At 73.0% G+C, this 20,747-nt stretch carries 20 protein-coding genes; 13 read left to right on the forward strand and 7 right to left on the reverse strand.

The genetic code is table 11. The annotated features are described in order from the left end of the window. Position 1: 1 nt before the first annotated feature. Positions 2–577, forward strand: a complete 576-nt coding sequence (locus ACIPK4_RS25035; protein WP_402316057.1) for a histidine phosphatase family protein — start codon at positions 2–4, stop codon at positions 575–577. Positions 578–618: 41 nt separating this feature from the next. Beyond that, positions 619–1,389, forward strand: coding sequence for an N-acetyltransferase (locus tag ACIPK4_RS25040; RefSeq protein ID WP_402316059.1), 771 nt, complete (start codon positions 619–621; stop codon positions 1,387–1,389). A gap of 25 nt (positions 1,390–1,414) precedes the next feature. Here ACIPK4_RS25040 and ACIPK4_RS25045 read toward each other — a convergent pair whose 3' ends face one another. Next, on the reverse strand, positions 1,415–2,017 hold the full coding sequence (locus tag ACIPK4_RS25045; RefSeq protein WP_402316061.1) for an alkyl sulfatase C-terminal domain-containing protein: 603 nt from the start codon (positions 2,015–2,017) through the stop codon (positions 1,415–1,417). A 175-nt stretch (positions 2,018–2,192) separates the two neighbouring features. Between ACIPK4_RS25045 and argC the strand changes: the two genes are divergently transcribed. The 6 genes from argC to ACIPK4_RS25075 all read left to right on the forward strand — a co-directional run bounded on the left by argC (position 2,193) and on the right by ACIPK4_RS25075 (position 8,273). Then, on the forward strand, positions 2,193–3,233 hold the full coding sequence (gene argC / locus ACIPK4_RS25050) for an N-acetyl-gamma-glutamyl-phosphate reductase (RefSeq protein ID WP_402316062.1): 1,041 nt from the start codon (positions 2,193–2,195) through the stop codon (positions 3,231–3,233). A gap of 112 nt (positions 3,234–3,345) precedes the next feature. After that, on the forward strand, positions 3,346–4,527 hold the full coding sequence (argJ, locus tag ACIPK4_RS25055; protein WP_402316064.1) for a bifunctional glutamate N-acetyltransferase/amino-acid acetyltransferase ArgJ: 1,182 nt from the start codon (positions 3,346–3,348) through the stop codon (positions 4,525–4,527). Continuing rightward, entirely contained in the window at positions 4,524–5,480 is a 957-nt protein-coding gene (argB, locus tag ACIPK4_RS25060; RefSeq protein ID WP_376201685.1) for an acetylglutamate kinase, read from the forward strand. Before argJ ends, argB begins: the two co-directional genes overlap by 4 nt. Beyond that, on the forward strand, positions 5,477–6,703 hold the full coding sequence (locus ACIPK4_RS25065) for an acetylornithine transaminase (RefSeq protein WP_402316066.1): 1,227 nt from the start codon (positions 5,477–5,479) through the stop codon (positions 6,701–6,703). Before argB ends, ACIPK4_RS25065 begins: the two co-directional genes overlap by 4 nt. Positions 6,704–6,710: 7 nt before the next feature. Further along, entirely contained in the window at positions 6,711–7,301 is a 591-nt protein-coding gene (locus tag ACIPK4_RS25070; RefSeq protein WP_054226122.1) for an arginine repressor, read from the forward strand. Positions 7,302–7,373: 72 nt separating this feature from the next. Continuing rightward, on the forward strand, positions 7,374–8,273 hold the full coding sequence (locus tag ACIPK4_RS25075; protein ID WP_402316068.1) for a hypothetical protein: 900 nt from the start codon (positions 7,374–7,376) through the stop codon (positions 8,271–8,273). Here ACIPK4_RS25075 and ACIPK4_RS25080 read toward each other — a convergent pair. The 3 genes from ACIPK4_RS25080 to ACIPK4_RS25090 are packed head-to-tail and all read right to left on the reverse strand — an operon-like array spanning position 8,267 to position 10,883. Beyond that, positions 8,267–8,962: a L,D-transpeptidase gene (locus tag ACIPK4_RS25080; protein ID WP_402316286.1), complete on the reverse strand. Its 696-nt coding sequence runs from the start codon at positions 8,960–8,962 to the stop codon at positions 8,267–8,269. The genes ACIPK4_RS25075 and ACIPK4_RS25080 overlap by 7 nt on opposite strands. Before the next feature lie 6 nt (positions 8,963–8,968). Then, on the reverse strand, positions 8,969–9,550 hold the full coding sequence (locus ACIPK4_RS25085; RefSeq protein ID WP_402316070.1) for a pyridoxamine 5'-phosphate oxidase family protein: 582 nt from the start codon (positions 9,548–9,550) through the stop codon (positions 8,969–8,971). Between the two features lie 7 nt (positions 9,551–9,557). Then, entirely contained in the window at positions 9,558–10,883 is a 1,326-nt protein-coding gene (locus ACIPK4_RS25090; RefSeq protein ID WP_402316071.1) for a hypothetical protein, read from the reverse strand. A 482-nt stretch (positions 10,884–11,365) separates the two neighbouring features. Here ACIPK4_RS25090 and argH point away from each other — a divergent pair, with 482 nt between their 5' ends. Then, on the forward strand, positions 11,366–12,796 hold the full coding sequence (gene argH, locus ACIPK4_RS25095; protein ID WP_402316073.1) for an argininosuccinate lyase: 1,431 nt from the start codon (positions 11,366–11,368) through the stop codon (positions 12,794–12,796). A gap of 158 nt (positions 12,797–12,954) precedes the next feature. Here the strand turns inward: argH and ACIPK4_RS25100 are convergent, their stop codons facing one another. Next, positions 12,955–14,148, reverse strand: a complete 1,194-nt coding sequence (locus ACIPK4_RS25100; protein ID WP_402316074.1) for a hypothetical protein — start codon at positions 14,146–14,148, stop codon at positions 12,955–12,957. Between the two features lie 144 nt (positions 14,149–14,292). After that, positions 14,293–14,808: an HAD domain-containing protein gene (locus ACIPK4_RS25105; RefSeq protein WP_402316076.1), complete on the reverse strand. Its 516-nt coding sequence runs from the start codon at positions 14,806–14,808 to the stop codon at positions 14,293–14,295. An 84-nt stretch (positions 14,809–14,892) separates the two neighbouring features. Between ACIPK4_RS25105 and ACIPK4_RS25110 the strand changes: the two genes are divergently transcribed. The 3 genes from ACIPK4_RS25110 to ACIPK4_RS25120 all read left to right on the forward strand — a co-directional run bounded on the left by ACIPK4_RS25110 (position 14,893) and on the right by ACIPK4_RS25120 (position 18,551). Continuing rightward, positions 14,893–15,444: a TetR/AcrR family transcriptional regulator gene (locus tag ACIPK4_RS25110; protein ID WP_402316078.1), complete on the forward strand. Its 552-nt coding sequence runs from the start codon at positions 14,893–14,895 to the stop codon at positions 15,442–15,444. Then, on the forward strand, positions 15,441–17,006 hold the full coding sequence (locus ACIPK4_RS25115) for an MFS transporter (RefSeq protein WP_402316079.1): 1,566 nt from the start codon (positions 15,441–15,443) through the stop codon (positions 17,004–17,006). The genes ACIPK4_RS25110 and ACIPK4_RS25115 overlap by 4 nt, the downstream gene beginning before the upstream one ends. A gap of 69 nt (positions 17,007–17,075) precedes the next feature. Further along, positions 17,076–18,551 carry a membrane-associated oxidoreductase gene (locus ACIPK4_RS25120; RefSeq protein ID WP_402316080.1) on the forward strand — a complete coding sequence of 492 codons (1,476 nt, stop codon included), beginning with the start codon at positions 17,076–17,078 and terminating at the stop codon, positions 18,549–18,551. A 9-nt stretch (positions 18,552–18,560) separates the two neighbouring features. Here the strand turns inward: ACIPK4_RS25120 and ACIPK4_RS25125 are convergent, their stop codons facing one another. Continuing rightward, positions 18,561–19,190, reverse strand: a complete 630-nt coding sequence (locus tag ACIPK4_RS25125) for a lysophospholipid acyltransferase family protein (protein WP_385186817.1) — start codon at positions 19,188–19,190, stop codon at positions 18,561–18,563. A gap of 302 nt (positions 19,191–19,492) precedes the next feature. On the opposite strand from ACIPK4_RS25125, the gene ACIPK4_RS25130 reads away from it, so the two are divergent. Beyond that, positions 19,493–20,698: a glycerophosphodiester phosphodiesterase gene (locus ACIPK4_RS25130; RefSeq protein WP_402316082.1), complete on the forward strand. Its 1,206-nt coding sequence runs from the start codon at positions 19,493–19,495 to the stop codon at positions 20,696–20,698. The last annotated feature ends 49 nt before the right edge of the window (positions 20,699–20,747 follow it).

Here is a 20,747-nt window from a genome sequence, read left to right on the forward strand (position 1 = left end):
CATGAATGTTCGGGTTTCGCTCGTCGCCGCAGCCCGTGGTTCCTCGCTGCTCGCCGAGCGCTTCGACGACGACCGCCCGCTGGACGGGGCGGGCTGGCGCGCGGTCGAGTCCGCCGCGCAAGGACTCGTGCCGCTGGGCGCCGCCGAGCTGCGCTACTGCTCGCCCAGCCCGCGCAGCCGGGCCACCGGGCAGGCGCTCGGGTACGCGCCGCTCGCCCAGCCGGCGCTGCGCGACTGCGACATGGGCCGCTGGCGGGGGCTGACCCTGGCCGAGGTGACGGAGCGCGAGCCGGGGTCGGTGGACCTCTGGCTCACCGACCCCCGCTCCTCGCCGCACGGAGGCGAATCCCTGCTCTCCTTCATCTCCCGCATCGGCGGCTGGCTCGACAGCCGGCCCGCCGACGACGGCGCCGCGATCGTGGCGGTGGCGGAGCCCTCCGTGGTCCGGGCGGCCCTGGTGTACGCGCTGAGGGCGGCCCCGCTGACGTACTGGAACGTCGACGTCCGCCCACTGTCCACGGTCACCCTCACGGGCCGCTCCGGCGACTGGCACCTCTGCCTCCAGGCTCCCGCCTAAAGGAGTGGAGTCGCACCGCTCCACCGCCCTAGCCTGCGCACATGAACGGGATACACATCACCACCCTCGCGCAGCGCCCCGAACTGGCCGACCGGCTCTGGGACATGCAGGACCCCTGGCCGGAGTTCTCCCAGCACGACTCCGTCGCCTGGCTCCTCTACCCGCGGATGACCAGGGAGCTGGCCGACTACGTCCTGGTCGCCACGGACGGCGACGCGGTGGTCGCCCGCGGGTACAGCGTCCCGTTCGCGCTGAACGCGCCGGGCCGCGACGGGATCCTGCCCGCGCGGGGCTGGGACCAGGTCCTCATGTGGGCCTTCTCCGACCTGCGGCGCGGGATCGCCCCCGACACGGTGAGCGCCGTCGAGATCACCGTGGCCACCGACCGGCAGGGCGAGGGCCTGTCCGGGATGATGCTGGCCGCGATGCGCGACAACGCCCGCTCCCGCGGTTTCGCCGAGGTGGTGGCCCCCGTCCGGCCGAGCGGCAAGCCGGCCGAGCCGGACACGCCGATCGAGGAGTACGCGTACCGCACGCGCGGGGACGGCCTTCCGTACGACCCCTGGCTGCGCGTCCACGCCCGCGCCGGGGCCGTCATCGACTCGGTGGCACCGCTGTCGATGACGATCACCGGTTCGCTCGCGCAGTGGCGGGAGTGGACCGGGCTGCCGTTCGACGCGACGGGCCCGGTCCGGGTGCCGGGCGCCCTGGCCCCGGTCCGCTGCGAGCTCGAACAGGGCTACGCGGTGTACGTGGAGCCGAACGTATGGGTCCGGCACGCGCTGGACCGCTCCTCCCCGCCCCCGGCGTAGTCCCGCTCCGGGACCACGGGCCCGGTCAGGGCGTCACGATCGGGAAGCCGGGGTCCGGCTCGGTGAGGTGGCCGGTCAGCCCCGCGAGCCGGGCCGGGTCGCCGGTGACCCGGGCACGGCCCCCGGCGACCAGCTCCCCGAGGTCGGCCCGGCCCAGCAACAGACTGCGCAGCGCCGGCTCGTCCGGGGTGATCTCGACGTCCGGCTCGCCGGCGGCCGGCCCGGCCCCCCGTACGTGCGTGAGCACGCCGTTCTTCAGGCGCAGGGTGCGCGGCCCGCCGCCGTCGGGGAGGTGCCGGCGGACGGTGACGTCGGCGTCCCGGCTGCGCGGCCCGTCCACCCGGATCGCGAGGGAGTCGAAGAGCAGCCCGTGGCCCGCGACCAGCCTGCTCTGGCGCCACAGGCTCGGGTGGGCCGTGGGCGCGCAGTCCGCGTCCAGGAACCCGTAGGCGTCCAGGTCCCACACGACCCGGCCGTCCGCGTCGCGGATCGCGGCCTCCTCGGCCGTGCCGAGGAATCCGCGGCGCTCGTCCTCCAGGTCACGGGTGTCGTCGAAGGCCGGGCGCCGCCGTGCGGCCCCGTTGGCCTCGGCGACGACGGCCTCGGCGTCCCCGGAAGAAGCGCGCACGGCGCGGTCCTCCCTCTCGGCGGGCCGCCGGACACCGGTCTCCGGCGGCCCCCACCCACCCTCGGCCGCCGCGTCCCCGGGCACCACCCCGGGCCGGGTCCATTCGGATCACCCCGAGGACTTTGCATAAAACTGCGGAGCTACGTATAGTCATGCCATCGAGGAGGAGGGTCCGATGGTGGTACGTGTAGCGGTGGCCGGAGCGAGCGGGTACGCGGGCGGAGAGGTGCTGCGCCTGCTGCTCTCCCACCCCGAGGTGGAGATCGGCGCGCTGACCGGCCACTCCAACGCCGGACAGCCCCTCGGCACCCTCCAGCCGCACCTGGTGCCGCTCGCCGACCGGATCCTGGAGGCGACCACGCCCGAGGTCCTCGCCGGTCAGGGCCGTCGGCATGACGTGGTCTTCCTCGCGCTGCCCCACGGGCAGTCCGCCGCCGTCGCCGCCCAGCTCGGCGAGGACGTCCTCGTCGTCGACATGGGCGCCGACCACCGGCTCAAGGAATCCGCCGACTGGGAGGCGTTCTACGGGTCCCCGCACGCCGGCACCTGGCCCTACGGGCTTCCCGAGCTGCCCGGCGCCCGCGCGGCGCTGGAGGGCTCCCGGCGCATCGCGGTCCCCGGCTGCTTCCCGACCGCCGTCTCCCTCGCCCTGTTCCCGGCCTACGCCGCGCAGCTGGCCGAGCCGGAGGCCGTGATCGTCGCCGCCACCGGCACCTCCGGCGCCGGCAAGACCCTCAAGCCGCATCTGCTCGGCTCCGAGGTCATGGGCTCGGTCACCCCGTACGGAGTGGGCGGCGGGCACCGGCACACGCCCGAGATGGTGCAGAACCTGAGCCCGGTCGCCGGGCAGCGGGTCTCCGTCTCCTTCACGCCGACCCTCGTGCCGATGCCGCGCGGCATCCTGGCCACCTGCTCGGCCAAGGCCCTCCCCGGCACCACCGCCGACGCGGTGCGCGCCGCGTACGAGAAGGCGTACGCGGACGAGCCCTTCGTCCACCTGCTGCCCGAGGGGCGGTGGCCGGCGACCTCCTCCGTCTACGGTTCCAACGCCGTTCAGATCCAGGTCGCGTACGACGCGTCCGCACAGCGGATCATCGCGATCAGCGCCATCGACAACCTCACCAAGGGCACCGCCGGCGGCGCGGTGCAGAGCATGAACATCGCCCTCGGCCTCCACGAGGGCCTGGGTCTTTCCTCGATCGGAGTCGCACCGTGAGCTCCCCCCGCTCCCGCTGGGAGGTGCCCCCGGCACGCGCAGCCACCGGGCTGCAGACGACGACGGCCTCGGATCCGCGCTGCGCGGGCGGAGAAGCGAACAAGGAGATGCAGTGAGTGTCACGGCAGCACAGGGGTTCACCGCGGCGGGTGTCGCCGCGGGAATCAAGGCGAACGGCAATCCCGACCTGGCGCTCGTGGTGAACCACGGCCCGCGGCTGGCCGCCGCGGGCGTCTTCACCTCCAACCGCGTCAAGGCCGCGCCCGTGCTCTGGTCCGAGCAGGTCCTGCGCGGCGCCGTCGTCAGCGCCGTGGTCCTCAACTCCGGCGGTGCCAACGCCTGCACCGGCCCCAAGGGCTTCCAGGACACCCACGCCACGGCGGAGAAGGTCGCGCAGGTCCTCGGCGGTGAGCACAACGCCGGTGAGGTCGCCGTCGCGTCCACTGGCCTGATCGGCGTCCTGCTCCCCATGGACAAGCTGCTGCCCGGCATCGAGACCGCGGCGCAGGCCCTGTCCGAGGACGGCGGCGAGGCCGCCGCCATCGCCATCAAGACCACCGACACCGTGCACAAGACGGCAGCGGTGACCTGGGGGTCCCCCCGGACGGAGTCTGGGGGAGGCTGGACCGTCGGAGGCATGGCCAAGGGCGCGGGCATGCTCGCCCCGGGACTGGCCACGATGCTCGTCGTGCTCACGACCGACGCCGACGTGGACGGCGGCACCCTCGACAAGGCGCTGCGCGCCGCCACCCGCACCACCTTCGACCGGGTCGACTCCGACGGCTGCATGTCCACCAACGACACCGTGCTGCTGCTCGCCTCCGGCGCTTCCGGCCAGGTGCCGGCGTACGAGGACTTCGCGGAGGCCGTCCGGACCGTCTGCGACGACCTCGCCCGTCAGCTGATCGGGGACGCCGAGGGCGCCAGCAAGGACATCCGCATCGAGGTCGTCGGCGCTCTCACCGAGGGGGACGCGGTCGAGGTCGGCCGGTCCATCGCCCGCAACAACCTGCTCAAGTGCGCCATCCACGGCGAGGACCCGAACTGGGGCCGGGTGCTCTCGGCCATCGGCACCACCCGGGCCGCCTTCGACCCGGACCGGCTGAACGTGGCCATCAACGGAGTCTGGGTCTGCAGGAACGGCTCGGTCGGCGAGGACCGCGACCTGGTCTCCATGAAGGACCGCGAGGTCCGCATCACCGCCGATCTCGCCACGGGCTCGGAGTCCGCCGTGATCTGGGCCAACGACCTGACCGCCGAGTACGTCCACGAGAACAGCGCCTACAGCTCATGAGTGACGAGAGCGCCCGGAAGGGCGACGAGAAGGCCGGCCGGCCCGGCACCGCGCGCAAGCACACCGCGCTGCCCAAGGCGCAGATCCTCATCGAGGCACTGCCCTGGCTCACCCGCCACAACGGCAAGGTCGTCGTCATCAAGTTCGGCGGCAACGCCATGATCGACGACGACCTGAAGGCGGCCTTCGCCCAGGACGTGGTGTTCCTGCGCCAGGCCGGTCTCAAGCCGGTCGTGGTGCACGGCGGCGGCCCCCAGATCAACGCCCAGCTCGACAAGCAGGGCCTGGTCAGCGAGTTCAAGGCGGGGCTGCGGGTCACCACCCCGGAGGCCATGGACGTCGTACGGATGGTGCTTGCGGGCCAGGTCCAGCGGGAGCTGGTCGGGCTGCTCAACGAGCACGGGCCGCTCGCCGTCGGCATGACCGGCGAGGACGCCCACACCATCACGGCCACCCGGCACACGCCGGAGATCGACGGCGAGCTCGTCGACATCGGCCGCGTCGGCGAGATCACCGCCATCGACACGGGTGCGATCGAGGCGCTGCTGGCGGACGGCCGGATCCCGGTCATCTCCTCCATCGCGCGCAGCGCCGACGACCACCACGTGTACAACGTGAACGCCGACACGGCGGCCGCGGCGCTCGCCGCCGCGCTCGGCGCCGAGACGCTGATGGTCCTCACGGACGTGGAGGGCCTCTACGCGGACTGGCCCAACAGCGACGAGGTCATCAGCCGGCTGACCGTCTCCGAGCTGGAGAAACTTCTGCCCGAGCTGTCCAGCGGCATGGTCCCCAAGATGGAGGGCTGCCTGCACGCCGTCCGCGGCGGCGTGAGCACGGCCAGGGTGATCGACGGGCGGGTCCCGCACTCGATCCTGCTGGAGATCTTCACCGACGAGGGAATCGGCACGATGGTCGTGCCCGACGACGCACGGCAAGGGGGAGCGCAGTGACGCACGACGAGGTGACCGGCAACCAGCGGTACGCCGCCCGCTGGCAGGGCGCGCTGACCAACAACTACGGCACGCCCGCGCTGGCCCTCGTGCGCGGCGAGGGCGCCCGGGTCTGGGACGCGGACGGCAGGCAGTACACCGACTTCGTCGGCGGCATCGCGGTCAACGCCCTCGGCCACGCCCACCCGGCGATCGTCGAGGCCGTGACCCGGCAGATCTCCACACTCGGCCACGTCTCCAACCTGTACGCCTCCGAGCCGGTCCTCGCGCTCGGCGAACGGCTGCTCCAGCTGTTCGGCCGGCCCGGGCGGATTTTCTTCTGCAACTCCGGAGCCGAGGCCATCGAGGCCGCCTTCAAGATCGGCCGACTGACCGGGCGGACCCATATGGTCGCCACCGACGGCGGCTTCCACGGCCGGACCATGGGCGCCCTCGCGCTCACCGGCCAGCCGAAGAAGCAGGGTCCCTTCCTGCCGCTGCCCGGCGAGGTCACGCACGTCCCCTACGGCGACGTGGAAGCCCTGCGGGCCGCCGTCACCGAAGAGACCGCGCTCGTCGTCATCGAGCCGATCCAGGGCGAGAACGGCGTCATCGTCCCCCCGGCCGGCTATCTGAAGGCCGCCCGCGAGATCACCCGGGCCACCGGCACCCTGCTCGTCCTCGACGAGGTGCAGACCGGCATCGGGCGGTGCGGCCACTGGTTCGAGCACCAGGCCCACGAGGGCGTCGAGCCCGACCTCGTCACGCTCGCGAAGGGTCTGGGCGGCGGTCTGCCGATCGGTGCCGTGGCCGCCTTCGGGCCGGCCGCCGAGCTGCTCCAGCCCGGCCAGCACGGCACCACCTTCGGCGGGAACCCCGTCGCCTGCGCCGCCGGACTCGCGGTCATCGACACCATCGCCGCCGAGGGCCTGCTCGACCGGGTCAAGGCGCGCGGGGAGCAGCTGCGCTCCGGAATCGAGAGCCTCTGCGAGGGGAACGGCCACCCGCTCGTCTCCCACGTCCGTGGTGAAGGCCTTCTCCTGGGTATCGTGCTGACCGGGCCGCTCGCACCGCAGGTGCAGCAGGCGGCCCAGGATGCCGGATTCCTGGTCAACGCGCCCGCCCCCGACGTCGTGCGGCTCATGCCCCCGTACGTGCTCTCCGAGGCCGAGGCGGACGCGTTCGTCCGGGCCCTGCCCGGCATCCTCCGAGCAGCCGACGGGGACGGACTTACCGGGGAATGAGACGACGATGAGCCAGGCGCAGGACCACGAGCAGTGGGGGTCGGCCCGGAGGGGGGCGCCATCGGCGGCAGCCGGCGCGGAGCCCGGGGGAGGGCCTTCCGTTCCGCAGACCCGCACCGCCCGCCACCGCCGGATCGTGGACATCCTCAACCGGCAGCCGGTCCGCTCGCAGAGCCAGCTGGCCAAGCTGCTCGCCGACGACGGGCTGAGCGTCACCCAGGCGACGCTCTCCCGCGACCTCGACGAGCTCGGCGCGGTGAAGATCCGCAACACCGGCGGCGAGCTGATCTACGCGGTGCCCAGCGAGGGCGGTTTCCGCACCCCGCAGGCCCCACTCGGCGAGTCGGCGAAGGAGGAGCGCATGCGGCGCCTCTCCGGTGAACTGCTGATCTCGGCAGAGGCCTCCGCGAACCTCGTCGTGCTGCGCACCCCGCCCGGCGCGGCCCAGTTCCTCGCCTCCGCGATCGACCAGGCCGAACTCCGCGAGATCCTCGGCACGATCGCCGGCGACGACACGCTCATGCTGATCAGCCGCGACCCGTCGGGCGGCCAGGCCCTCGCGGACCACCTGCTGCGGCTGGCCCAGAAGGAGGGCTGAGCCGCACCGGTCCACGCCCGGGCCCCGGAAATCCGATGTCGGGCCCGGCGGCGGCGGACGTAGCCTCGGGGCGTGCATGAACTCGCCCTGGCCGCACTCGTGTCGGCGGTCACCGCCGCCGTGTACGCGGTCATCGGCCTGCAGGGCCGGCGCAGGGCCCGGATCCACCGGGAGGCCGTCGCGCTCGTCGCCGCGCTGGACCTGGACCCGTACCACGTCGCCGCGCTGAAGAACGAGGCGACCGAGGCCGCTGCCGCCGAGCTGCTGCTCGACCGTTACGTCGACGTCGACCCCGAGGGCGCGGTGTGGCTCGCCGGCGCCGGACACGAGCCCGGCCGCGCACCGGCGCACCCGGTGCCCGCCGCCCTGCTGGCCGCCGTACGCCGGCACGATCCGGCACCGGTCTCGCTCGGCTGGATCGAGTGGGGCGACGAGGAGTACCGGGCGGCGACCGCCGCGCACCGCGCCGAGCAGCACGCGCACCTGCCGGAGCTGCCCCGGACGCCGCAGCCCGCGGACGGCTGCGTCCGGTCCTGCTGCGGCTGCACGGGTCTCGTGCTGCTGCTGATGGTCTGGGCCGGGGCCGGCATCGTGGTCCTGGAGGCCCACCACCAGGGTGTCCTGGAATGGGGCGCGACGGTGGTGACCGCCCTGTGCATGGCGGCGCTCTGGCGGGCCGAGGCGGTGGCGCAGCGGATCCGGGACCGCACGTCCGGCAGGAGCCCACTGGACGAACGCGTCCGCGAGCAGACGCATCCCGCGCAGGCCGCGCTGGACGGGGAGCAGCGGCGCCGGCTGCTCCTGAGCAAGGGGGACCGGACCCGCTGGCGGGGCCTCGACGGGGGCACGGACGAGGACGGGGACGGGGACCTCGCGGACTGGGGCGGCCTCGACCCGGACGAACACTGGGACCTGGGCCCGGACGCGTACCGGTACGCGTCCGCCGACGAGGAGCCCGCCGGCCCTCAGTAGCGCGTCACGGCGAGGGGTCCGTCCTCGGTGCCGATCACGATGTGCGGGCGGCGGTGCGGTTCGGCCCAGCGCAGGATCGCCTGCATCGCCCGCTCCGGCACCGACACGCAACCGGCCGTCGCGCCCTTGCCGTTGACGTGCAGGAAGATGCCCGCGCCCCGGCCGTGCACCGGCCGGTCGTAGTTGAAGCCGACGACCAGCGCGTGCGCGTACTGCTTCTCGTACGCGACCAGGTGCTCCGCCTCGCCCGGCGCGCAGTCCGCGGGCAGCGGCTCCACCCAGCGGTTGTAGCTGCCCGAGGCGTTGTCCTGGCACCACCACGAGCGGTCCGTCACCCTCCGGTACCGGAACTGCGTCCCGGCGGGCGCGCGGTGGATCCCGAAGGCGTACGGGAGGTCGTACAGGCCCGTCGGTGTCGTGTTCGTGCCCTGGGTGCGGGTCGCGCCCTCGGTCAGGCCGTTCGCACCGAAGCGCGCCTCCGCGCCGCCGGCCTCGTACCAGCGCCCCGCCCGCCGGTCCCACCAGGTCACCCGGCCCGTGGTGGATCCGGGCCCGGGGGCGACGGCGATGATCAGCTGGCTGCCGCCGCCCGTGTCGGCGAGCCGGTCCGGCAGCGGGGCGGACCCGTACGGGCCCTGCGCGAGCAGGCTGGTGACGATCAGTGAGCCGGTGACAAGAGCGGTACGCAGCACATGTCAGACGGTACGGGGAGGCAGGGGCAGTGGCAGCGCAGGCAGGCCGTCGACACTCGACCCGATGAAATCCTTCTTCTCGCAGTACGCCGCGAACTCCTCGTCCGTCTTGCGGCCGAAGTACTCCGCGTGGAGGGTCCGCTCGCCCTGGTACTCCATGAAGGGGACGGCGTACCCGCACACATCGGCGATCCGGCGGGCGCGGACCACGATGACCGCACGCGCTGCGGGCCCGTCGGCCGGCCCGAAGAGGGCGATCAGCTCGGCCCAGCGCGGGTCGTCGCGGAAGACGGCCTCGCCCTCGCCGTGGATCCGCACGATGTTCGGCGGGCCGCTGAACGCGCACCACATCAGCGTGATCCGGCCGTTCTCGCGGACGTGGGCGATGGTCTCGGCGCCGCTGCCGCCGAAGTCCAGGTAGGCGAGGGTCTGCTCGTCGACGACGACGAGGGTCCCCGCGCGGCCCTTGGGTGACAGGTTGACATGGCCGTCACCGGCGAGCGGGGCGGTGGCCGTGAAGAAGACCGGCTGTTCCTCGATGAACTTGCGCAGCCGGCCGTCTATGCGGTCGTGAAGTTTTCCCATGAGATCATTATCCGGCGGGGTCGGACGGCGCACGGGGAATTCCGAGGCGTGAGCGCATCCGCCCCATGACGTACTCGCTGAACAGCCCGGTGCAGCGGTCCAGCAGGGTGCCCACCTCGGGGTCGCGCACCGGCAGCGCGGGCGGCCGGTCGGGGGACCACAGGCTCTGCACGCGCCGGGCGGCCGTGCGGCGCAGCGCCGGGTCGGCGTCCGTCAGCAGCTCGGTGGAGGCGCGCAGCCCGACGACCCCGCCGCGGGCGAACAGCACCCGGTAGGCGGCCCGGCGGGTGTGCGCCGGGCGGTCGGGGGCGATCCGCTCCAGCAGCCACTCGGCGGGCAGCCGGCCGGCGACGCCGGCCAGGCTCAGGGAGACTTCCCGGGCGACGGCGGCCGACGGGTCGTCGAGCAGGGGCCGCAGCAGGTCGATGTCGGTGGTGTCCAGCGCGCGCAGCCCGGCGACCGCCGCCGCCCGCACGGCCCCGGCGGGGTGGTCCAGCAGCGCGCGCAGCAGCGGCGCGTCCGCCCGCCGGGCACACTCGGCAAAACCGGTGACGGCGTACGGGGTCACCCGGGCCGGGTCCCCGACCAGGGCGCGGTAGTGGTCGTACGGGTCGCCGCCGTCCTGCTTGACCAGCCAGCGCGCGCAGGCCCGGACCAGCGCGGAGGGGTCGGTCAGGTGGTCCGGCGCCTCGGCGAAGCGCCCTTCCCGGCGCAGGGCCGTGACCCCGCCGGCCCGGACCATGGGCAGGTGTCCGTGCAGCAGGGCGTCGATCGCCCCGTCGTCGGGTTCGCCGCCGGCCAGCGCGGCCAGCGCCGCGTCGGCCCACAGTCGGGCCGTCACGGGATCGTGCTCCCGGGCCGCCCGCCGGGCCAGCTCCCGTACGCCGAGCAGTCCGCCGGCGAGGGTGATGCGGGTGGCGAACCGGCGGGTGGGCAGGTCCGCGCTGCGCCGCAGCCGGCCGAGTACGGTGTCGGGCTGCTCGCCGGTCGCCGAGACGGCCTCCCGGGCCGGGCGCCACCACCGGGCGTCGCGCGCGGGGCGCCACCACGGGGTGAGGACCGGGTCCTCGGCGGTGAGGGCCTCTTCGAACAGGTCGCTCGCCCAGCCGCCCTGCTCGCGCCGGGCCAGCCGCAGGACGAGCGGGGTGAGGTCGATCAGCGTCCGCGCCGGGTCGGCGGCCAGGGCCTCGCCGAGCACCTGGCGGGCGCGCTGGCGTACGGCGGGCGCCCAGTCGGTGCAGCGGATCGCGACGAGCGGGGAGCGGCGCCTTCGGATTGCGCAGCGCGGCCTCGCGGATCCGGCCGTCGGGGTGGCACAGGCGCTCTTCGACACGGTCGGCGCCGCGGGGCCCGGCGGACCCGGGACGGTGACTGCGGCGGATCTCCGCGTCGAAGGCCATCCACGAGATCGGCTGGACGGGGCGGCGGGCGCCGCCGGTCCCGAAGCGTCCGTCGCGCAGCAGGTGCACCGCCGCGGCGCGGCCCTCTTCGGCCTGCCGCTGTGCCTCGACTCCCACGTGCCCTCCCCGATACGGCGCGGACCGCCGATCCTAGGCTTTCGCCGCCCGTGCCACCTCTGATATTCGCGCTGGTCAGCGGGGTGACCCTCACGCGCAATTGACGAAACATACGGAGCAATGCATAGTTATGCCTGCCGCTGGACGGACCGCGCCGATGCAGGCGCCGCCACCTCGCCCGACGGCCGACGGCATCCGACCGTCTCCCCGTTTCCTCCGCGACGGGGAGCCAGTTGCACACCCGAAGCCTTGTGAAACATCCAAAGCCATGCAGATGCAGTCTTGAGGAGCAGTAGCTGTGAGCAGCAACAACGGTGGTGACGTCCGGCTCTGGGGCGGCCGGTTCGCCGACGGCCCTTCGGAGGCGCTGGCCCTGCTGTCGGCGTCCGTCCACTTCGACTGGCGGCTCGCGCCGTACGACATCGCCGGATCCCGCGCCCACGCCCGGGTGCTCGCCAAAGCCGGCCTGCTCACCGCCGACGAGCTCGACCGCATGATCGCGGGCCTGGACCAGCTCGAAGCCGACGTCGCCGACGGCTCGTTCACCGGCACCATCGCCGACGAGGACGTGCACACCGCCCTGGAGCGGGGCCTGCTGGAGCGGCTCGGCGCCGAGCTCGGCGGCAAACTGCGGGCCGGCCGCTCCCGCAACGACCAGGTGGCCACCCTCTTCCGGATGTACCTGCGCGACCACGCCCGGATCGTCGGCGGCCTGATCGCGGACCTGCAGGACGCGCTGGTCGGCCTGGCCGAGACCCACCCCGACGTGGCGATGCCCGGCCGGACCCACCTCCAGCACGCGCAGCCGGTGCTCTTCGCCCACCACGTACTGGCACACGTGCAGTCGCTGTCCCGGGACGCGGAGCGGCTGCGGCAGTGGGACACCCGGACCGCGGTCTCCCCGTACGGCTCGGGCGCCCTGGCCGGCTCCTCGCTGGGCCTGGACCCGGAGGCGGTCGCCGCCGACCTGGGCTTCGAGCGCGGTTCGGTCGGCAACTCGATCGACGGCACGGCCTCCCGCGACTTCGTCGCCGAGTTCGCCTTCATCACCGCGATGATCGGGATCAACCTGTCCCGGATCGCGGAGGAGATCATCATCTGGAACACGAAGGAGTTCTCCTTCGTGACCCTGCACGACGCCTTCTCGACCGGGTCGTCGATCATGCCGCAGAAGAAGAACCCGGACATCGCGGAGCTGGCGCGCGGCAAGTCGGGCCGGCTCATCGGCAACCTCACGGGCCTGCTGGCCACCCTCAAGGCCCTCCCGCTCGCCTACAACCGCGACCTCCAGGAGGACAAGGAGCCGGTCTTCGACTCCTGCGACACCCTCGAAGTCCTGCTCCCGGCCTTCACCGGGATGATGGCCACCCTCACCGTCAACCGGGAGCGGATGGAGGAGCTGGCCCCAGCCGGGTTCTCCCTCGCCACGGACATCGCGGAGTGGCTGGTCAAGCAGGGCGTGCCGTTCCGCGTCGCGCACGAGGTGGCCGGCGAGTGCGTCAAGGAGTGCGAGGCCCTCGGGGTCGAGCTGGACGAGCTCACCGACGAGCAGTTCGCGAAGATCTCCGAGCACCTGACCCCGGAAGTCCGCACCGTGCTCAACGTGCCGGGCGCCCTCGCCTCGCGCAACGGCCGCGGCGGCACCGCCCCCTCGGCGGTCGCCAAGCAGCTCGCCGAACTCAAGGCCGACCTGGTCATCCAGCACGCCTGGGCCGCCCACAAGCAGTAGCCGCACGGCGCTGCCCCGTACGTCCGCGGCCATGCGGCCCGCACGCCCGCGGCCCCTCCGGGGCCCGGGCCCTGCACCCCCGCACGCCGCGGGATGCCCGCAGGGGCGGCCGGAGCCCACGCTCCGGCCGCCCCTGCGTCGTGTCCGTGCCCGCGTGTTCAGCGCACCGGGTGCTCCGGCTCGTAGTTGGTCAGGACGCAGCCCTCGACCTGCGCCTTCTCCAGCCGGTACCCGGACGGGGCGGAGAAGCCGCGCATGCAGTTCAAGTAGAGGAACTGCATCTGGTACAGGACGAACCGGGCCGACACGCTGTTGGTCTCCACGGCGACGTTCTCGCCGACGAGCAGCCGGCTGGCGGTCGCCCTCAGCTTGCCGTCGTCCTTCAGGTCGGCCTGCTGCGCGGCCTTCGCCTTCGTCTGGAGCCTCCTCATGTCGCCGACGGTGTCGAGCCAGCTCAGGCTGCGGGCGCGCTGCCCGTCGGCCGGCTGCCCGCACAGGGCCCGGCCGGTCACGCCCCAGTCCAGGGCGTTGCCCTCGACCACCGGCTGGAAGTCGATGGACTCGATCGCCACCGCCTCCGGATCGGTGGAGAAGTGCTCCTTGCAGGCCAGCGGGCTGTTGTTCACGAGGGTGCGGAGCTCGGCGATGCTGCCCGCGCGCGGAAGTCCGAGGCTGCCGGTCGCGGGCTGGCCGGCCTTCTCGCCCCGGCCGTCGGAGGGGTTCTGCGGGATCTCGAGGTTCGGGCTGCCCGAGCCGTCCTCGGCGGCGACGAAATCGCTGAGGCCGCACCCCTCGACCAGGGCCTTCTCCCGCTTGTAGCCCTTGGGGACGGGGGCCGTCGGGTTGCAGGTCAGGACGCGCATCTCGGAGCGGACCAGCGCCATGGAGGTCTTCGGCAGGGTGGGGAAGGCGACGAAGTCCTTGCCGATCAGGACGTTGCTGAAGAGCCCGTACGCCCCCTCGCCGCCGGAGATCCGGTCCATGACGTACTTCTTGTAGCCCGCCTGGAACTCCTTCATGTCCTTGGGCACGGCGATGACGATGTCGCTCTTGTCGGCCGTGGTGCTGCAGACGCCGGTCTGCGTCACCGACCACTGCCCGGCCTTCGGGAAGTCGCCGTGCGGCATCCTCGGGTCCTCGGCCTTCGCGCTCAGGTCCTCGCAGCCGGCCCACTGACGTATGTACTGCTGCGCCCGGACGAGCGGGCCCTCGGCGGCCGCACCCCCGGCCGTCCCGGAGGCGGAGGGGGCGGGTGCGCCCGGTGGGGCCGCGTGGCCCTCTCCCTTGCACGCGGGAAGCGCGGCGAGGCAGGCGAGGGCGGCGGTCGTGGCGAGGATCCGCTGGATGCGCATGGGTCGCTTTCGTCGGGCGGCAGACACGGGGATGGCATGGGCATGCTAGAGAGGGCCGCGATCTTGATCAAAACCGCCGCGCCGTCCCGGGCAGCCGTCCCGGGCCCCCGGCCGCCGTCCCCGGCCCCCGGTCGTCGGCCGCCGTCACGCCGCCCAGTCGGCGAGCCTGTCGAAGTCCTGCCGGGTCAGGCCGACCCGCTCGTCGATGCGCATAAGCAGCGCCCTCGCCGGATGGAGCTGGTCCACGTACTCCCGGTCCATCTCCGTGATGTCGTCGTCGATCCACGCGAACTCCCGTGCGCCCGCGTACTCGAGGATGTACTGGGTCTTCCAGAAGGTGCCACGCGGGGCCCGTCCGTGCATCTGCGGCCAGTCGATGCAGGGCAGCCGCGGCAGGCCCAGGGGCGGGCCTATCCAGTCGTTCGCCTCGTCCTTCCAGGTGGTGGCCCAGACCAGCTCGTACGAGCGCGCCAGGGCGAGCAGCTCCGCACCGTGGCCGTGGTTCAGCCAGACCCGGAGCGGTTTCCGGCTCTCCGCCTCCGTCCAGCCGGTGGGGCGCATCCGGTGGGTGGAGTACCCCGGCGGGCGGCGCTGGGCCTGGGCCGCGTAGGGGTTCAGCGGGCCGTCCACGTCGATCAGCAGCAGGGGCCTGGGTGTCATCGCGCCAGCCTTCCGTCCGGGGCACCCGGAGGCACCTCATTTTTGAGTGAGACATCAATGTCTCATTCGGGGTATGCTTGTCTCATGGCCATGGACCGTGACCAGGTGCTCCGCGACGCCGCAGCCCTGCTCTCCCGCAAATCGACCGCCACGATGGACGAGGTCGCCCGCGCCGCGGGCATCGGCCGCGCGACCCTCCACCGGCACTTCGCCGGGCGCGACGCCCTCGTACGGGCCCTGGAGGAACTCGGCATCCGCCAGTTCGAAGCGGCCTTCGACAAGGCCCGCCTCGACGAGGGAACCGCCGTCGAGGCGCTGCGCCGGCTGGTCGCCGAGGCCGAGCGGGACGCCCAGCTGCTGGCCTTCCTCGTCACCGAGAACCAGCTCTTCGAGGGCGACCAGGTCAACGAGGGATGGGCCCGGCTCGACGCCCGCGTCAGCGCGCTCTTCCGGCGCGGCCAGGCGGAGGGTGACATCCGGATCGACCTGAGCCCCGCCTGGCTCACCGAGGCCCTCTACGGCCTCATCGGCACCTGCGCCTGGGCCGTCATGGACGGCCGGGTCGCCGCGAAGGACTTCCAATACATGATCATCGAGCTGCTGCTCGGTGGCGCACGACGGAGCGTGGAGAAATGAGCCGCAACGAACAGCTGACCCGGGAGAAGGGGACGGAGGCGATCAGGGGTACGTCGGGCGGCGGGAGCAGGGGGCGCTGGCTGGCGCTCTCCGTGCTCGTCCTGGCCGTCCTGCTGGTCGCGGTGGACGCCACCGTGCTCGGTCTCGCCACACCCTCCCTCAGTGAGGACCTCAAGCCGTCCGGCACCCAGCTGCTGTGGATCGGCGACATCTACTCGTTCGTCATCGCCGGCCTGCTCGTCTCCATGGGCTCCCTCGGCGACCGCATCGGCCGCAAGAAGCTGCTCCTGGTCGGCGCGACCGCCTTCGGCGCCGTCTCCGTCCTCAACGCCTACGCCACCAGCCCCGAGATGATGATCGTGGCCCGGGCCCTGCTCGGCGTGGCCGGCGCGACGCTGATGCCGTCGACGCTCGCGCTGATCCGGAACATATTCCACGACGCCAGGGAGCGCAGCCTCGCCATCGGCATCTGGGGCGCCACCGCCTCGGCCGGCGCGGCCATCGGGCCCGTCGTCGGCGGAGCCCTGCTCCAGCACTTCTGGTGGGGCTCGGTCTTCCTCATCAACCTGCCCGTCATGATCGCACTGGTCCTCGTCGGCATCAAGCTGCTGCCCGAGTCGAAGAACCCGGTCGCCGGCCCCTGGGACCTGGTCAGCGTCGCCCTCTCGCTCGTCGGTGTCATCGGCGTCGTCTACGCCGTCAAGGAAGTCGCCACCCACGGCGTGACGTGGGGCGTCTGCGCCGCCGCGGCTCTCGGCGCCGCGTGCCTGTACGCCTTCGTCCGCCGTCAGTTCCGCCTGCCGTCGCCGCTGCTCGACATGCGGCTCTTCAAGCACCGCGGCTTCTCCGGAGCGGTCCTCGCCGACCTGCTGACCGTCTTCGGCCTCTCCGGCCTCGTCTTCTTCCTCTCCCAGTTCCTCCAGCTCGTCCAGGGCCGCGACCCCCTGGAGGCGGGACTGGCCGAACTGCCCGCCGCCGTCGGCGCGGTGGTCACCGGACTGGTCGCCGGCCGGTACGCCCGCCGGTACTCGGTACGGTCGATCGTGACCGGCGGCCTCGCGTCCATCGGGCTCGCCCTGGGCGCACTGACCCTGATCCACAAGGAGAGCGGCTACCCGCTGCTGGGCGTGGCCCTGCTGGTCGTCGGTCTCGGCGCCGGCTTCTCCTTCACCGTCACCGCCGACGTGATCCTCTCCAGCGTCCCCAAGGAGCAGGCCGGTTCGGCCTCGGCCGTCTCCGAGACCGCGTACGAACTCGGCGCCGCCCTCGGCATCGCCCTGCTCGGCTCCATCGTCACCGGCGTCTACCAGGGCTTCACCGCCCCGGCTTCGGTCCCCGCACCGGTCGCCGACGCCGCGCACGAATCGCTGGGCGGCGCCGTCGAAGCCGCGAAGGCCGTGGACCCGGCGACCGCGCAGACCATGGTCGCCGCCGCCCAGGACGCCTTCGTGGACGGCCTGCGGTTCGCCTCCGGCGTCGGCGCGGCCGTCCTGCTGGCCACGGCGGCCGTCGCCTGGTTCCTGCTCAGGGGGCAGAGGCTCCAGGACGGCGCCACGCACTGACGCACCGCCAGGGAGGGGTGTTCCGCACGCAGTTGACACCACGTCGGCGTGCGGGACACCATCCCGGCGATGGAGATCACCGAACTGACCCCGGCCGAGCGCCGCGTATGGGAAGCCTTTCCGCGCGGCGAGGGCGTCGACTTCCGGGAACATCCCGAGGACAGCTCGGTGGACGGGGCCGACTGGGGCCCGGAGCGCACCGTACGGGCGGACGTGCTGCGCGCCCTGCTGCTGGGCGCGGGCACCGCCGAGGAGGGCCGGGTCGCCGGGCTCAAGATCAAGGGTGCCCGGATCACCGGCGACCTCGACCTCAGGTACGCGGCCGTCGACCATCCCATACGCCTGCGCGACTGCTGGTTCGAGCGCAAGCCCCTGCTGTACGGGTCCCGGCTGAAGGCGCTCGTCCTCGGCTACTCCACCCTCCCGGGCCTCACCGCCGCCACGATGCGCGTCGAGGTGGTCCTGCGGCTCTCCTGCTGCCGGATCACCGGCCCCGTCCGGCTCCAGGGCGCCAAGGTGGACGGCGGCCTCTTCCTCCAGGGGGCGGTGATCGGGCCGGTGACGGGCGACGAGGCGGAGGAGCCGCCGCTCCAGCTCAACCACATCGAGATCGGCACCGACATCATCGCCAACGACCTGACGGTCCACGGCCAGATGCGGCTGAACGGCGCCACCGTGGGCGGACAGGTCCAGCTCGACGGGGCCCGCCTGGTCACCCCCGGCGGCATAGCCCTGCACGCCGAGACGCTGACCGTCGGAACCGACCTGCGCGCGCACCGGCTGCACGCCCGCGGCATGGTCAACCTCACCGGCTCCCGCATACCCGGCCAGGCCAATCTCTCCCGCGCCGATCTCGCCAACCCCGGCGGAACCGCACTGCGCGCCTCCAGCTCCGCCATCGGCGAGCTGTGGCTGCGCCGCTGTCCACCGATCCGGGGCGACGTGAACCTGCGCCGGTCCACCTTCGACCTGCTCCACGTCGAACCCGGCTCCTGGCCCGAGCGGATCGCCATCGACGGCCTCACCTACCGCACCCTCGCCCCGCACCTGCCGCCACAGGAGCGGCTGCCCGCGCTGGAGCGGGAGGAGTCGGGTTACCTGCCCTACGCGTACGAGCAGCTCGGCGCGGCCTACCGCACGGTGGGCGACGAGGCGGGGGCCCGCACGGTGCAGCTCGCCAAGCTGCGCCGGCACCGGAGCACCCTGCCCCGGCACGCCAGGGCCTGGGGGCTGCTCCAGGACGCCACCGTCGGCTATGGCTTCCGGCCGCTGCGGGCCGCGGGCTGGCTGGCGGCGCTGCTGCTGACCGGCTCGATCGCGTACGGCCTGCACCCGCCGAGGGAGCTCAAGGCCGGGGAGGCGCCGGAGTTCAATCCGGTGTTCTACACGATCGACCTGATGCTGCCGATCGTCGGCTTCGGCCAGGAGGGCGCCTTCGCGCCGGACGGCTGGTACCAGTGGCTGTCGTACGTGCTGATCGTGACCGGCTGGATCCTCGCCACGACGACCGCGGCGGGCGTCAGCCGGTCACTCCAACGGCAGTAGCAGCCGCAGCTACGCGGCCTTCGCCTTGGTGGCGTACATGTCCACGTACTCCTGGCCCGAGAGCCGCATGACCTCGGCCATCACCGAGTCGGTGACGGCGCGCAGCACGTAGCGGTCGCGGTCCATGCCCTCGTAGCGCGAGAACTCCATCGGCTCGCCGAAGCGGACGGTGACCCGGCCCGGGCGCGGCATGCCCGCGCCGCCCGGCTGGAGCTTGTCGGTGCCGATCATCGCGAAGGGGACCACCGGGGCGCCGGTCATCAGGGTCAGGCGGGCGATGCCGGTACGGCCGCGGTAGAGGCGGCCGTCGGGGGAGCGGGTGCCCTCCGGGTAGATCCCGAAGATCTTGCCCTCCTCCAGGATGCGGCGGCCCGTCATCAGGGCGGCGACGCCGCCGTTGGCGCCGTCACGGTCGACCGGGATCATGCCGGCCCCGGTGAAGAACCACGCCATGGCGCGGCCCTTGACGCCCTTGCCCGTCACGTACTCGTCCTTGCCGATGAAGTGCACCGTCCGGTCGCACACCAGCGGGAGGATCATGGAGTCGATGAAGGTGAGGTGGTTGCCCGCCAGGATCACCGGTCCGGTGCCCGGAATGTTCTCGATGCCCTCCACACGGGTGCGGAACATCATGCGCATGACCGGCCCGACAGTGGCTTTGATGAGCGATGTACGGAACAACGTGAGCCCTCCGGCATCGAAAATCGGGTTTCGCACCACACGGCGGTAGTGCAGGTGAGGACGATACTCGCGGGTCAGCTCCGAGTGCACATCGGGTTCACGAGGTGGATACGCAGTGTTGACGCACGTTTCCGCCATGTTCCCCGCAGGCCCACCCCCGCGCCACCGGCCGCTGCCTACGATCGCCACGCCGGATCGGGCCGCGGGAAGCCGGAGACCCCGGAGACGCCCGGCCCTCTCAGACGACAGGAGTGGCATTCATGACGCAGGGTGGGGCAGCACGGCGTACGGTCCTCGGCGCGGCCGTCATGGCAGCGGGCGGCGGCATCGCCGGGCTCTCGGCGGGATCCGCCTCGGCCGCGCAGACGGCACCGGCGGCGGGCGCCGCGGACCCGGCCGAGGCGGCGTACGCGGCCGACTTGCGCCACGGCGGCGGCTACCGGGACCTGCCCGTGCCGCTGGTCATCGGCCACCGCGGGGCCTGCGGCTACCGGCCCGAGCACACCCTCGGCTCGTACGAGCTCGCCCTCGACCTGGGTGCGGACGTCGTCGAGCAGGACCTGGTGCCCACCAAGGACGGCCACCTGGTGTGCCGCCACGAGAACGAGATAGGCGGCACCACCGACGTCGCCGACCACCCCGGGTTCGCCGCCCGCCGTACGACCAAGACGGTCGACGGCGTCGCGGTCACGGGCTGGTTCACCGAGGACTTCACCCTCGCCGAGCTGAAGACCCTGCGGGCGAAGGAGCGCATTCCCGCGGTCCGCCAGCGCAACACCCTCTACGACGGCCGGTGGGACGTGCCCACGTTCGAGGAGGTGCTGCGCTGGGCCGACCGGGAGGGCAGGCGGCGCGGCAGGCGCATCTGGCTGCACGTCGAGACCAAGCACCCCACCTACTTCCGGGCCCTGGGCCTGGGCCTGGAGGAGCCCCTCGCCAAGCTGCTGCGCCGCTACGGCCGGGACGGGCGCAACGCCCCGCTGTTCCTCCAGTCGTTCGAGCCCTCCAGCATCCAGCGGCTCTCCCGGCTGGTCTCCGCGCCCCGCGTGGTCCTGCTGGCCGCCGCGGGCACCCGGCCCTGGGACTTCGAACAGGCCAAGGACCCGCGGACGGTGACGGACCTGGTCAAGCCCGAGGGCCTGAAGTGGATCGCCGGGTTCGCCCAGGGCATCGGCCCCACCATGGACCTCATCCTGCCGCGCGACGCGGCCGGCAGGCTCGGCGCCCCGACCACGCTGGTCAAGGACGCCCACGCCAACGGGCTGGTGCTGCACCCCTACACCGCGCGCAACGAGAACACCTTCCTGCCGGCCGAGTACCGCAGGGGCGCCGACCCGACCGCGTACGGAGACGCCTTCGGCGCGTTCAGGACGTACTTCGAACAGGGCATCGACGGCATCTTCACGGACAACGCCGACACCGGACTGCTCGCGGCCGAGGCCTTCCGCCCGGGCCGCGGCCGGTAGCCGGCTCGCGGCCGGCGGGGAGCGTCTTTCGGACAGGTTCCGCACGCCA

Source organism: Streptomyces sp. NPDC086989 (genome assembly GCF_044745505.1).
Classification (GTDB): domain Bacteria; phylum Actinomycetota; class Actinomycetes; order Streptomycetales; family Streptomycetaceae; genus Streptomyces.

Excerpts from the sequence above, each read along its gene's own strand:
- ACIPK4_RS25105 (WP_402316076.1), bottom strand. The coding sequence starts at position 14,808 with ATGACACCCAGGCCCCTGCTGCTGATCGACGTGGACGGCCCGCTGAAC.
- ACIPK4_RS25130 (WP_402316082.1), top strand. The coding sequence starts at position 19,493 with ATGACGCAGGGTGGGGCAGCACGGCGTACGGTCCTCGGCGCGGCCGTC.
- argB (WP_376201685.1), top strand. The coding sequence starts at position 4,524 with ATGAGTGACGAGAGCGCCCGGAAGGGCGACGAGAAGGCCGGCCGGCCC.
- ACIPK4_RS25125 (WP_385186817.1), bottom strand. The coding sequence starts at position 19,190 with ATGCGCATGATGTTCCGCACCCGTGTGGAGGGCATCGAGAACATTCCG.
- argC (WP_402316062.1), top strand. The coding sequence starts at position 2,193 with ATGGTGGTACGTGTAGCGGTGGCCGGAGCGAGCGGGTACGCGGGCGGA.
- ACIPK4_RS25100 (WP_402316074.1), bottom strand. The coding sequence starts at position 14,148 with ATGCGCATCCAGCGGATCCTCGCCACGACCGCCGCCCTCGCCTGCCTC.
- ACIPK4_RS25115 (WP_402316079.1), top strand. The coding sequence starts at position 15,441 with ATGAGCCGCAACGAACAGCTGACCCGGGAGAAGGGGACGGAGGCGATC.
- ACIPK4_RS25085 (WP_402316070.1), bottom strand. The coding sequence starts at position 9,550 with ATGGGAAAACTTCACGACCGCATAGACGGCCGGCTGCGCAAGTTCATC.
- ACIPK4_RS25120 (WP_402316080.1), top strand. The coding sequence starts at position 17,076 with ATGGAGATCACCGAACTGACCCCGGCCGAGCGCCGCGTATGGGAAGCC.
- ACIPK4_RS25070 (WP_054226122.1), top strand. The coding sequence starts at position 6,711 with ATGAGCCAGGCGCAGGACCACGAGCAGTGGGGGTCGGCCCGGAGGGGG.
- ACIPK4_RS25110 (WP_402316078.1), top strand. The coding sequence starts at position 14,893 with ATGGCCATGGACCGTGACCAGGTGCTCCGCGACGCCGCAGCCCTGCTC.
- ACIPK4_RS25040 (WP_402316059.1), top strand. The coding sequence starts at position 619 with ATGAACGGGATACACATCACCACCCTCGCGCAGCGCCCCGAACTGGCC.
- ACIPK4_RS25035 (WP_402316057.1), top strand. The coding sequence starts at position 2 with ATGAATGTTCGGGTTTCGCTCGTCGCCGCAGCCCGTGGTTCCTCGCTG.